This window comes from Streptomyces sp. RKAG337 (assembly GCF_023701715.1).
In the GTDB taxonomy this organism is placed as follows: Bacteria; Actinomycetota; Actinomycetes; order Streptomycetales; family Streptomycetaceae; genus Actinacidiphila.
Window position 1 is genome coordinate 5,462,234 of sequence record NZ_JAJOZA010000001.1, and the last position, 12,217, is coordinate 5,474,450.

Genomic DNA, 12,217 nt, shown 5'->3' on the forward strand with positions numbered 1-12,217 from the left:
AGATGTCTTCGCTCAAGCGCCGGATCGCCGCAGGAATCGGAAGTACCGCCATCGTCGTGGCGGGTGTCGTCACCCTCGCCCCCGCCGCGAGTGCGGCGCCCAGCGCGCCGGCGGCGTGCAGTACGAGCAACGCGGTGAGCAAGAAGACCGCGCACAACGGCAGCATGTACATCGAGCTGCGGTACAGCACGTCGAGCCGGTGTGCGTGGGGGCGGATCAGCAGTTCCAACGTGGGGAACAAGGTGTGGGTCGACCGGTCGAGCAATGGTGGGTCCACGTGGACCGGGCCGATGGGGATGACGACGCAGCAGTCGGGCAGCGACACCCACACACCGGCCTTCGACGACGCGGGCTACGTCATGCGGGCGTGCGGATTCAACGGGACCACCGTGTGTACCGGTTGGTACTAGGCGGACAGCCGGTCGTAGGCCGGTAGCCAGCCGAGGCGGGCTGCGGCCAGTGCCAGGGTGAACCTGTTGCTGGCTCCGGCCCGTTCGGCGAGGGAGCCGACGTGGCGGCGGACGGATCGTTCGCTGACGCCCAGCCGGCGGGCGATCGCGCTGTCCTTGGTGCCGTCCGCGAGGAGCAGCAGGATGTGGCGCTGTACGAGCGTCGGCGGCAGGACGGGTGGGTCGCGGCGGGAGACTTCGGTCGGTGACGGTGCGGCGGCCAGGGCGGTGAAGGCCTGAATACGTTCCAGCAGGACGTTCTGCTCGGCGAGCAACCGGTTCTGGTCCGCGAGCAGTTCCTGGTACCGCCGCAGTGCCGCCGGAGCGGACGGGGCCGTTCTGATGTCGTACACCTCGGCAGGCTCGCAGAGCCGCGGTCGCGCCGTATTGAAGAAATTCGCACCCCGCGGCGGCTCGGCCGGCCGGCGTCAGGTCAGGATGACGCTGGTGACCTGGCCGTCGACCCGGTCCACCGTGGGCGGGCCCGCGAAGTCGAGGCCGCGGGCGTGCAGGAACTGGCGGGGGGTACGGCCGATCATCGCCTTGAACTCGCGGTTCAGGTGCGCCTGATCGCTGAACCCGCACTCGGCGGCGATGCCCGCCACCGGCAGGTCCGCCGCCATCAGCCGCAGCACCTTGCGCAGCCGCATGACGCGGGCCGCGCCCTTCGGCGTCAGTCCGATCTCCGCGCGGAAGCGGGTGTCCAACTGCCGCCAGCCCCACCCGGTAGCGGCGACGAGCTCGCCGATGGGCAGGGCGCCGGAGGTCCTGGCGAGTTCCCGCCAGGCGTACCGGACGCGGTCCGAGACGGGGAGCGCGTCCTCGGACCAGCGCAGGAACGCGGTGTCCAGCAGGTCGAAGCGCTGGGCCCAGCCGGGGGCGCAGGCGAGGGCGTCGGCGAGATCGCGGCAGCGGGGGCCGAGCAGGTCGATGGGGTCGGTGATGGTGTCGGCCAGCTCGTGCATCGGGATCCCGAACAGCGCATACGCCTGCCACGGCGAGAGGATGACCTCCAGCCCGTACAGCCGGCCGCTGTGCCGCCCGAGGCCGGCGGTGGTGCGCAGCCCGACCAGCATCGAGCGGTGGGCGTTGCCGGGGGCCGACGGCGTCAGGGCCTCCGTCACCCGCACTTCCTGGTCGAAGGAGAACACCAGCGTCACCGCGCCGTCCGGAACCTCCAGCCGCTGCCGCGGCAGGTCCAGGTTCAGCCGGTACCCCCGATACCGCTGCACCCCCGGCCGCAGCCGGGCATGCGGCAGCGCCGTCGCCACCTCCCAGCGACCCTCGGGACACGCCAGATGCTGCATCGTCGGACCCCCGTAACGTCCCCCGTGGCCGTGTACTCGCAGTCATCCTGCGGGGTGCGGTAAGGGAACGGACCACCGTTTCCGGTCAGATGTGCCGTCAGCCCAGCGACAGGACGACCAGAACCGCCGTCGCCGCCGTTTCCGCCAGGGCGCCGAAGACGTCGCCGGTGATGCCGCCGAAGCGGGTGCGGCAGTGGCGGAGGAGGAGTTCGGCCGTGGTGAGGGCGAGGAGGGCGGCCAGGGCGAAGTGGAGGGCGGGGGAGAGGCCGAAGAGGGCGCCGGCGGCGGCCGCGACCACGAGGGTGCCGGCGGCGGTGAGGGTCGCGATGCGGAGCGGGACGGCTCCGGCCACGGCGGCGCCCAGGCCGTCGGGGCGGGCCGGGGGGACGCCGTCGCGGCAGGCCAGCGTCATGGCGGTGCGGGCCACGACGGCGGAGACGGCGGCCGCGGCGGCGCCGTGGGACCAGCTGTCGGCGTAGAGGGCGGCGAGGCAGGCGACCTGGGTGAGGAGGACGAAGAGCAGCGTCAGGACGCCGAAGGGGCCGATGTCCGACTGCTTCATGATCCGCAGGGCGTCCTCGGCGGGCTTGGCGCTGCCGAGCCCGTCGGCGGTGTCGGCCAGGCCGTCCAGATGCAGACCGCGGGTCAGGGCGGCGGGCACGGCCGCCGTGGCGACGGCGGCGAGCAGCGGGGACGCGTCCAGGAGCAGCAGCAGTCCGCCGACCGCGGCGGCGCACAGGCCCACCACCGCGCCGACGACCGGCGCGCACAGCATCCCGCCGCGCGCGGCGGACCGGTCCCAGCGGGTGACGGTCACCGGCAGCGCGGTGAGGGTGCCGAAGGCGAAGCGGAGCGCGTCCGCGACGGAGGCGGCGGGCGCGGGTCCGGCCTTCGAGGGCTCGGCGGAGTCGGTCACCGCGTGAGGCTACCCCGGGGGGCTAACCCGGGGGCTGCCGCGGTGACTCCCGATGCAGCTCCGCCTCCCGGCGCCGCCGGAGGTGGCCCTCCAGGGCGCACAGCAGGAGCGTCGCCACGATCGCCGTCAGATGCTCGAAGCCCGCGAGGTTCACGATGAAGACGACCTCGACGAGCATCGCGAGGATCAGCACACCCCCCGTCCACCAGGCGCGGTACCGGCAGGCCACGTACACGCCGAGGGCGACGACCGCCGCCGACGGGCCGGTGTCGCGCACCACGAGGGTGGAGACCGGGAGCCCGAGGAAGCCGTCGGGGCCGACCGCGAGCGAGTAGCGGGCGAACGACGTGCCGGCGAGCGTCGCGAGGAGCCCGATCCCGAGGGTGTGCCGGCGGCCGACCGTCATCTCGGCGATGCCGAACATGAAGACGACCTGGGCGATCAGCCCCCACACCGGCAGGGACGGGTCGGGGACGAAGAGCGAGAGAGGCGTGCGCAGCAGCGCCTTCCACCACGGGAGCGTCGCGTAGACACCGCCGAGCCGGTTGACCCACTCCGTGCCGGTGCTCCCGGAGTGCTGGATCACCTGGAGGGTCAGGATGGACAGGCACGCGGAGAGCGTCAGCGGGATCGCGCGCAGCTTCTTCGTCCGCAGCTCGAACCAGACGTCTCGGGAGATTCCGCCCCATTCGACGTAGGCGAAGTCGCGGAGGCGCTTGTTGAAGGGGCTCACCGGGCAGCGGTCCGCTCTCGGTCGCGTCTGCGCAGCGGGGACGGCAGCCGCGGCGCTTCGAGGAAGCCCTCGGCACGGGCACTGGCGATACCGATCCGCGGCAGCTCACTGCTCTTGCCGAACAGCAGGTAGCGCGGCTCCCAGATGGGCCGGTACTTGGCGTTGGCCCGGTACAGCGACTCGATCTGCCACCAGCGCGAGAAGAACGTCAGCAGGGAGCGCCAGAACCGCAGCACCGGCCCGGCGCCGAGCTTCGAGCCACGTTCGAACACCGAGCGGAACATCGCGAAGTTCAGCGAGATCTGCCGCACGCCCACCTCGTCGGCGCGCTGGATCAGCTCGATGACCATGAACTCGATCAGCCCGTTCTCGGAGTCGCGGTCGCGGCGCATCAGATCCAGCGACAGCCCCCGCGGACCCCACGGCACGAAGCTCAGCAGCGCGCGCGGCACGCCCTCGCCGTCATGGCACTCGACCATGACGCAGCGCCCGTCGGCGGGGTCGCCGAGCCGGCCGAGCGCCATCGAGAAGCCGCGCTCCGTCTCCCCGTCGCGCCAGGCGTCGGCGCGCTCCAGCATCGCGTCCATCTCGTCCGCGGGGATGTCGTCGTGCCGGCGCATCCGGACGGTGTAACCGGTCCGCTTGACGCGGTTGTACGCCTGCCGCACGGTCCGCATGGCGCGGCCGTCCAGGGTGAACTCGGCGGTCTCGACGATCGCCTCGTCCCCGATCTCCAGGGCGTCCAGGCCGTGCCGGGCGTAGATCACGCCCGCTTCCTCGCTCGCGCCCATCACCGCGGGCACCCAGGCGTGCTCACGGGCCTCGGCGAGCCAGGCGTCGATGGCGCCGGGCCACGCCTCGGGGTCGCCGATCGGATCGCCGGACGCCAGCGACACCTCCCCGACGACCCGGTACGCGATCGCGGACTTCTCGCTCGGCGACCAGATGACGCTCTTGTCGCGGCGCAGCGCGAAATAGCCGAGCGAGTCCCGGTCGCCGTAGCGGTCCAGGAGCCCGCGCAGTTTGGCCTCGTCCTGCGGGCCGAGCAGTGCCCGGCCGCGCGGCGAGCGGAACGCCACGTACAGCACGAGCAGGAAGAGCAACGCACTCATGACGTTGATGACGACATCCACCCACCCGGGCGTTGAGATGTTCGCGTAATTGTCGTCATTCGGGTCGAGCGCGATCATCCGCATGATCGCGTAGCGGAAGCTGGCGCCGAAGTCCGAGCCGTGCTCGCTGTTGGTCGCGGTGACCAGCAGCGCGCTGATCAGCGAGCCCACGATGAGGCCGCCGACGGCGGTCAGGATCGCGTGCTTCGGATTGGAGCGGTCGCCCTTGGCCCGGAACTCACGGCGGCCGACCAGCAGGGCGGCCACGAAGGAGCCGGTCAGCCCCAGGGTGATCCAGTTCTGGACGTGGTCCCGGTACTCGGGGAAGCCCATCGTCAGCGCCAGCACCAGCAGGAACAGCCCGCTGAGTACGAGATTGAGCACCCAGGCGGCCCGTTTGCGCCGCCGCATCGTGATGGCGAAGAAGAGCGCGAACACACCCGTGGTGAAGCCCGCGGTCAGCAGATACGGGGTGAAGAGGTCCTCGATGTTGTGCCGCCGGATGTCGGCCCCGAAGGAGACCCACACCGCCCCGAGGAAGTTGAGGAAGGCGACGGCCCGCAGATACCAGACGGCGTAGGCGGCGGAGCGCTGCCCCCAGACATGCGGACGGCCCTCCCCGTCCTGCGGTGTGCGACCCGGTGTCGTGCTGCCCATTCCCATGGTTGTGGATCTTATGACGGAATGTCCGGATCCTCGTCGCAGGGGCGGTGGCCGGATCCGGCTACGCCCCGCAGGTCCCCCCGCAGGGGCGGGCGGAACGGCGCTCTACGGAGTGTCGGTCGCGTCGCGGGGCGGGTCCGCGGGCGGCTCCTCCGACGTGACGGCGACGGGCTCCCTGACGGGTTCCGGGGCCCGTTCCACCACCGGCTCGCCCGACACGTCCGGCAGCTCCGCCGCCAGCGCCGCCGCGGCCTGCAGCAGCGGCAGCGCGAGCAGCGCGCCGGTGCCCTGGCCGAGCCGTACGCCGTGGTCGAGCAGCGGTTCGATGGAGAGCCGGTCCAGGGCCTTGGCCTGCCCCGGCTCACCACTGGCCTGACCCGCCAGCCACCAGTCGGGAGCCCGGAACGCCACGCGCTGCGCGACCAGGGCGCAGGCCGCGGTGACGACGCCGTCCAGCACGACGGGCAGCTTGCGCACGGCGGCCTGCAGCAGGAAGCCGGTCATCGCGGCGAGGTCCGCACCACCGCTCGCGGCCAGCAGTTCGAGCTGGTCGCCCAGGACCGGACGGGCCCGGCGCAGCCCGTCGCGGATCGCCGCGCACTTGCGCATCCACGCCAGGTCGTCGATCCCGGAGCCGCGGCCGGTCACCACGGAGGCGTCCGTACCGCACAGCGCCGCCACGAGGATGCCGGCGGCCGTGGTGCCACCGACGCTGATGTCACCGAGCAGTACGAGGTCGGTCCCGGAGTCGGCCTCCTCGTCGGCGATGGCCATGCCCGCGCGGAAGGCCAGTTCGGCCTCCTCGACGGTGAGCGCGTCCTCCACGTCCACCCGGCCGGAGCCGCGGCGCACCCGGTGCACGGTGACATCGGCCGGCAGCTCCGCCGGATCGCAGTCCAGGCCCATGTCGATCACCCGGACCTGCGCCCCGAACTGACGCGCCAGCACGTTCACCGGCGCCCCACCGTCGAGCACCGACCGGACCAGCGCCACCGCGGTACCGGCCTGGTGCGCCGACACCCCCAGGCTCGCGACCCCGTGGTCCCCGGCGAACAGCAGCACCCGCGGCCGGGCGATCGGCCGCGCCGGAACCCGCCCCTGAGCGGCCGACAGCCACTCGGCCAGCTCCGCGGGCTTGCCGAGAGCCCCCGGAGGGCTCACCAGCCGCTGCCACCGGTCTTGCGCGTCACGCCGCACACCGGCGTCGGGACGCTCCACCAGGGAGCCGAAGTCATCGAGATTCAGGCCGCTCATTCGCCGCACAGTACCGGCTCCCCCTCGGGCCAGGGGAAGCGGGCGCCCGCCGGCGCCGGCCGGCACGGGCCGCGCGGGCGAGGGCCGGCCTCCGGCCGTGGGGTGCGCCTGCCGGCGCGGGCCTGAGGTGGAGGACACGGTGTCCGCCAGGGGTCCGCCACCCGCCTCCCGAGCCGTGCCGGCACTGTTCACCACCGGGGCGTGGACGCGAGGGGACGGCACAACCCGCACGTGGCGCGGGCCCGTCACCCATTCCCCACCGGGGCGTGAACGCGAGGGGCCGGGATCGCAGGCAGGGGGGTCCGAAATGCTGCCGAGCTATTTGTGGGCCGCTGGGGGCACCCCCGGCCGAAGGTTGGGGGACCGTAAATAGTCGATTTCGGACCCCCCTGCCGGAGAGCCCGGCCCCGACCAGGACTCAGCCCCATCAGCCGCGCAGCGACAACGCCTGACCCGCCACCACAAGAAGCACCTGCTCGGACTCGGCAGCCAGCGCAGCGTTGAGCCGACCCAACTCGTCCCTGAACCGGCGCCCCGACGCCGTCGCCGGAACCACCCCCGACCCCACCTCATTGCTCACCGCGACCACCGTCCGCCGCGTCCCGCGCCAGGCCGCCGTCAACCCGGCGACACGGGCGTGCAGTTCGCGTTCGCCGCCCGACGACCACCTCTCGTCGTCCCAGGCGCCGACGGAGTCCATCGCGGACGTCAGCCACAGCGCGAGGCAGTCGATGAGCAGCGGCGGGCCGTCCACGGCGAGCAGCGGCACCAGGTCGCAGGTCTCCTGCGTCGCCCACGTACCCGGCCGGCGGTCGCGGTGCAGCGCGACGCGGCGCGCCCACTCCTGGTCGCCCTCGCGGGAGCCGCCGGTGGCCACGTACAGGACGTCGGAGAACGCGGCGAGCCGACGTTCCGCCTCGGCGGACTTGCCGGAGCGGGCACCACCGAGCACCAGCGTGCGGCGGGGCACGTCCGGTACGTCGTGGTAGTCGCCGGCCACCAGCGTCGTGCCGTCGGGGACGGCGCGCACGCCCAGCGCGGCGAGCCGGCGCCGCAGCTCGGCGCCGGGCGGCGCGCTGTGGTCGAGGTGCACCGCGACGACGTCGGTGGTCGGGCCCACGGCGCCGGCGGCGCGCAGGCGCCCCAGCGCGTCGGGCCGGTCGACCGCGTCGAACAGCACCACGTTGTACGGTGCGGCGGCCTCCTGGACCCCGGCGGGGGCGCAGCCCGGCGGCAGGTACAGGGCGCGCATCCCGTCCGGCCCCTCGATCTCATAGCCGGTGCCGGGTGCGTCCGTGGGGACGGCGCGTACCCGGTGCCCGGTGAGGAGCGTCAGCTCCTGCCCGTCAGGAACGCGGCCGGGCGCCGGCAGGCCGACGGGGATCTCCACGGCTGGCCCGTCGTGCGGGTGGGACAGCAGTGCCTGCCGCACACCGCCGAGGGAATGCCCGGAACGGGCGGCGGCGAAGGCCAGACCGGGGGTGAGGTCGAGCAGCAGCACGCCGTCCACGAGGACGGCGGTCGCGGCGCGCGGCCCGTCGCGGTCGCCGATGGCGCCCGCACAGGAGGCGCAGGGGCAGTCGGGCAGGGGCAGGCCCTCGGGGCCTCCGGTGCCGAGCAGTGTCAGTTCCACCCCCCGATCGTCTCGCGTCCGCGTACGGCGGGCTCGCCGGGTCCGCCATGCGGTTACCCTGCGGGACAGGCACACGACGGACAGCAGCAGCTGTGGACCGAGGACCGAGGAGAAATACATGGCGTGGACGTGGCGGTTCGAGAAGGCCGACGGCACCGAGGTTGCGCCCGCGGTGCAGCCGGAGGAGTTCACGACGCAGGGGGATGCGGAGTCCTGGATCGGTGAGCTCTGGAAGGACCTGGTGGAGGGCGGCGCGGACCAGGTCGTGCTCTTCGACGGGGAGACCAAGATCTACGGCCCGATGAGCCTGCACGGGAACGAGGAGTAACTCCGTAGGGGTTGCGGGATCGGTACCGGCCGGTGCGGGGTCGGGGCCGGGCTCTCCGGCGTGGGGGTCCGAAATCGACTATTTACGGGCCTGGCGGCCCACAAATAGCTCGGCAGCATTTCGGACCCCCACGCCTGCGATCCCGGCCCCTCGCGTCCAGGCCCCGGTGGGAAATGGGTGACGGGCTCACGCCACGTGCGGGTTGTGCGGCCCGGCATTCCGGGGCCTGGCTGTGACGTAAGGGGCGCTCTCCCTTGGCGGCGCCCCCTACGCCGTCAGATCGAGCCCAGCGTGACCTCCGCCGTCTTCGTCGCGCCGTCCCGTTCGTACGTCACCTGGACCTTGTCGCCCGGTTTGTGCGCGGCCAGCGCCTCCGTGAGGGACTGCAGCGTCGAGATCCCGGTCGTGTCGATCTTGGTGATGACGTCGCCCGCCTTGAGTCCGGCCTTCGCGGCGGCCCCGCCGCCCGTCACCGAGACCACGGCGACGCCGGACGGCTGGAGGTCGTCGCCGATCACGGTGCGGGCGGTGATGCCGAGGGCGGCGCGGCCGGAGTCGGTCACCCGGCCGTCCTTGATGATCTGGCCGGCGATGTTGGTGACGGTCGAGGCCGGGATCGCGAAGCCGATGCCCGGCGCCGCTCCCGCGCCCATCTGGGGATCGGTGGCGGCCAGGGTCGGGATGCCGATGACCTCGTTGTCGAGGTTCACCAGGGCGCCGCCGCTGTTGCCGGGGTTGATCGCGGCCGAGGTCTGCACCATGTTCGCGATCGTGGCCCCGGTGCCGCCGTCGCCCTGGCCGCCTTCGCTGACGGTCCTGCCGACCGCCGAGACGATGCCCTGGGTGACGCTGCCCGAGAGTCCCAGCGGATTGCCCATGGCGAGCACGATCTGGCCGACCTCCACCTTCGCGGAGTCGGCGAACCTCGCGGGCTTCAGGTCCTTCGGGGGACTGCTGAGCTTGATCACCGCGAGGTCCTCCGCCGGGTACGAGGAGACCAGTACGGCGTCCAGCGGGTTGCCGCCGGTGACCAGGGTGACGCTGAACTTCTGGGCGTCGCCGACGACGTGCGCGTTGGTGACGATGTGGCCCTGGTCGTCGTAGACGATGCCCGAGCCGAGGTCCGAGTCCGTGGTGATCTGGACGACGGACGGGAGCACGTTCCTCACGACGCGCTGGTACTCGTTCTGCAGCTGGTCGGACGAGGTGGGTGCGGCGACGGAGGACGTCGCTGAGGACGAGCCCGTCGTGGAGGCGGCCGGTTCGTCCGAGCCGGAGGTGCATCCCACCAGCAGCGCCGCCGCGCAGAGGACGGCGGCGCAGGGGCGTGCCAGGCGGGTGGCCAAAGGGCGTGTCATGGATCCACTCATGACCGAAGTGTCCCTTTTGCAGGGGCGGAAAGAGTGGATCCCGCGGCCGGTCGAGACTAGGCGCGTACCCCGCACAGGTGCAGCAGGGCCGCGACCGCGCGGTACGGGTCGGTTCGCCCGGCCTGTTCCTCGGCGGCCAGCAGGGGTTCGAGATCCGCCGGTACCGGCGCGTCGTTCGGTGCGGCGTCGGTGAGGACCCGGACCCCGTACCAGGTGTGCACCGGGGTGCCCAGGCCGTTCAGGGTCGCGGTCACGGCCTCCCGGCGGTCGGCGCGCACATCGAGGCCGATCCGGTTGGTGTACGTCTCGCTGCCGAAGGCGTCGAGCGCTCCGGGCCAGTCGCCGAGCAGCCCCGGCCGCATGGCCAGCGCGTCGGCGTTGCGCACGAGCAGTGACAGCAGACCGCCGGGCGCGAGTACCCGGGCCAGCGCGGCCAGCATCGGGTCGGGCTCGGCCATGTACATCAGCACCCCGTGGCACAGCACGAGGTCGAAGCTGCCGGGACCGAAGTGCCGGCCGGTCTCCCGGCCGTCACCCGCGATCAGGGCGACCCGCTCGCGTATGCCCTCCGGTTCGACGGCCAGCGCGGTGCGCAGCGCGTCGAGCATCGCCGGGTCGGACTCCAGGCCGGTGACCTGGTGCCCCGCGCGGGCCAGCCGCAGCGCCTGGGTGCCCTGGCCGGGGCCGACGTCGAGCACCCGCAGCCGGCGGCCCACGGCGAAGCGCGCGGTTATCTGCTCGTCGAGCTGCCGCGCCACCAGTTCCTGGCGGACGACGTTGCGCAGCCCGCCGAGACCGCCCAGCCAGCCGGCCGCGCCGCCCTCGAACCCGGATCTGCCGGTGCTCAGAGCTTCACGCCGCGCTTGACCATCGGCTTCGGCAGCCGCAGCCGGCGCATCTGGAGCGTCCGCATCAGGGCGTACGCCACCGCACCGCGCAGGTTCTTGTCCGGGAAGCGGGTGCGCAGCTGCTTGCGCAGCAGGATCGTCGTGATGACGGAGTCGACGAGGATCAGGACGATCACGACCATCCACAGCAGCAGCGAGAGGTTCCGCAGCTGAGTGTTCTGGATCATGCTCAGGACGAGGATGACCACCGCGAGCGGAAGGAAGAACTCCGCGACGCGGTAGCGCGAGTCGACATAGTCCCGGACGAACTTGCGCACCGGTCCCTTGTCTCGGGCGGGCAGGTAGCGCTCGTCGCCACCGGCCAGCGCTTCGCGCTGCTTAGCCATCTCGGCACGGCGCGCTTCGCGTGCCTGCTTGCCGGCGGCCTTGCGGTCGGTCGGCACTACGGCACGGGTGCGGCGCTGGCCCTGGGCCTCGTTGCGCTTGGGCGTGGGGCGACCCTTGGGAGCCTGCGGGTCGCGGGGCTGGTCCTCAAGCACCGTGGTGGTTGAGGCCTGCTCATCTGGGGAACGACGTCGGAACACGACTCCAGGTTACGTGCCCCGGGGCGGGAACCCCAGCCTTCACCTACTCCTTGGGCCTTAGGTCACCGAACCGTGATCGTCCCTAGGGAGGAGCGCATCCATCGCCGAACAGTGCGGTAATGGAACCAGGGCCCGTACTGTGGGGTCTGTAGAGGTGCTGGAGCTGTAGTCCGAGAAGGGGGCGCGCGAGGCCCATGAGCGGTGTCATGAAGCGGATGGGATTGATTTTCCGCGCGAAGGCCAACAAGGCCCTGGACAGGGCCGAGGACCCGCGCGAGACGCTTGACTACTCGTACCAGAAGCAGCTGGAACTGCTGCAGAAGGTACGTCGGGGTGTGGCCGATGTCGCCACCTCGCGCAAGCGCCTGGAGCTGCAGCTGAACGAGCTGCAGAAGAAGTCGTCGACCTATGAGGACCAGGGCCGCAAGGCGCTGGCGCTGGGTCGTGAGGATCTGGCCCGTGAGGCGCTGTCGCGCCGGGCCGCGCTGCAGCAGCAGGTCACGGACCTGGAGACGCAGCACCAGACGTTGCAGGGCGAGGAGGAGAAGCTCACTCTCGCGTCGCAGCGGCTGCAGGCCAAGGTGGACGCCTTCCGCACCAAGAAGGAGACCATCAAGGCCACGTACACGGCCGCCCAGGCCCAGACCAAGATCGGCGAGGCGTTCTCCGGCATCTCCGAGGAGATGGGCGACGTCGGCATGGCGATCCAGCGTGCCGAGGACAAGACCGAGCAGCTGCGCGCGCGGGCCGGTGCCCTCGACGAGCTGATGGCGTCCGGCGCCCTGGACGACCAGAGCGGCCTGCAGAAGGACGACATCCAGGCCGAGCTGGACCGGCTGTCCGGTGGCACGGACGTCGAGCTGGAGCTGGCCCGCATGAAGGCCGAACTGGCCGGCGGCACTCCGCAGCAGGCCATCGAGGGCGGAAAGCAGCCCGAGGACAAGCCGCGGATGGACAAGCAGTAACGCAGAACAGCAGTAACGCAGGACCACCGCCGGGCCGTAGCCGAACCGACTAGGA

At 72.2% G+C, this 12,217-nt stretch carries 13 protein-coding genes; 3 read left to right on the forward strand and 10 right to left on the reverse strand.

Features of this window, described 5'->3' with window-relative positions; all coding sequences use genetic code 11:
• Positions 1-2 precede the first annotated feature (2 nt).
• Positions 3-410, forward strand: a complete 408-nt coding sequence (locus tag LNW73_RS24190; RefSeq protein WP_250991369.1) for a DUF2690 domain-containing protein — start codon at positions 3-5, stop codon at positions 408-410.
• Here LNW73_RS24190 and LNW73_RS24195 read toward each other — a convergent pair.
• The 7 genes from LNW73_RS24195 to LNW73_RS24225 all read right to left on the reverse strand — a co-directional run bounded on the left by LNW73_RS24195 (position 407) and on the right by LNW73_RS24225 (position 8,067).
• Complete coding sequence (locus LNW73_RS24195) at positions 407-802, reverse strand: helix-turn-helix transcriptional regulator (protein ID WP_250991370.1); 396 nt, start codon at positions 800-802, stop codon at positions 407-409. The two genes, LNW73_RS24190 and LNW73_RS24195, sit on opposite strands and share 4 nt — an antisense overlap.
• Before the next feature lie 75 nt (positions 803-877).
• On the reverse strand, positions 878-1,756 hold the full coding sequence (locus tag LNW73_RS24200) for an AraC family transcriptional regulator (RefSeq protein ID WP_250991371.1): 879 nt from the start codon (positions 1,754-1,756) through the stop codon (positions 878-880).
• 97 nt (positions 1,757-1,853) lie between these two features.
• A complete protein-coding gene (locus LNW73_RS24205; RefSeq protein WP_250991372.1) occupies positions 1,854-2,672 on the reverse strand; it encodes an adenosylcobinamide-GDP ribazoletransferase in 819 nt (272 codons plus the stop codon).
• A gap of 22 nt (positions 2,673-2,694) precedes the next feature.
• Entirely contained in the window at positions 2,695-3,405 is a 711-nt protein-coding gene (locus LNW73_RS24210) for a hypothetical protein (protein ID WP_250991373.1), read from the reverse strand.
• The gene (locus LNW73_RS24215; protein ID WP_250991374.1) at positions 3,402-5,174 is read right to left on the reverse strand and encodes a phosphatidylglycerol lysyltransferase domain-containing protein; all 1,773 of its coding nucleotides are present in this window, start codon (positions 5,172-5,174) and stop codon (positions 3,402-3,404) included. Before LNW73_RS24215 ends, LNW73_RS24210 begins: the two co-directional genes overlap by 4 nt.
• Before the next feature lie 111 nt (positions 5,175-5,285).
• Complete coding sequence (gene cobT, locus LNW73_RS24220; protein WP_250991375.1) at positions 5,286-6,434, reverse strand: nicotinate-nucleotide--dimethylbenzimidazole phosphoribosyltransferase; 1,149 nt, start codon at positions 6,432-6,434, stop codon at positions 5,286-5,288.
• Between the two features lie 427 nt (positions 6,435-6,861).
• Entirely contained in the window at positions 6,862-8,067 is a 1,206-nt protein-coding gene (locus LNW73_RS24225; protein WP_250991376.1) for a bifunctional adenosylcobinamide kinase/adenosylcobinamide-phosphate guanylyltransferase, read from the reverse strand.
• A gap of 118 nt (positions 8,068-8,185) precedes the next feature.
• On the opposite strand from LNW73_RS24225, the gene LNW73_RS24230 reads away from it, so the two are divergent.
• A complete protein-coding gene (locus LNW73_RS24230; protein ID WP_138356213.1) occupies positions 8,186-8,395 on the forward strand; it encodes a hypothetical protein in 210 nt (69 codons plus the stop codon).
• A 275-nt stretch (positions 8,396-8,670) separates the two neighbouring features.
• Here LNW73_RS24230 and LNW73_RS24235 read toward each other — a convergent pair whose 3' ends face one another.
• From LNW73_RS24235 to LNW73_RS24245, 3 genes are all read right to left on the reverse strand, one after another.
• Positions 8,671-9,765 carry a S1C family serine protease gene (locus LNW73_RS24235; protein WP_374118177.1) on the reverse strand — a complete coding sequence of 365 codons (1,095 nt, stop codon included), beginning with the start codon at positions 9,763-9,765 and terminating at the stop codon, positions 8,671-8,673.
• A 56-nt stretch (positions 9,766-9,821) separates the two neighbouring features.
• Entirely contained in the window at positions 9,822-10,523 is a 702-nt protein-coding gene (locus tag LNW73_RS24240) for a class I SAM-dependent methyltransferase (RefSeq protein WP_250975491.1), read from the reverse strand.
• 86 nt (positions 10,524-10,609) lie between these two features.
• Positions 10,610-11,197: a DUF3043 domain-containing protein gene (locus LNW73_RS24245; protein WP_138356211.1), complete on the reverse strand. Its 588-nt coding sequence runs from the start codon at positions 11,195-11,197 to the stop codon at positions 10,610-10,612.
• Positions 11,198-11,391: 194 nt separating this feature from the next.
• On the opposite strand from LNW73_RS24245, the gene LNW73_RS24250 reads away from it, so the two are divergent.
• Positions 11,392-12,162, forward strand: coding sequence for a PspA/IM30 family protein (locus tag LNW73_RS24250; protein WP_138356210.1), 771 nt, complete (start codon positions 11,392-11,394; stop codon positions 12,160-12,162).
• Positions 12,163-12,217: the final 55 nt, after the last annotated feature.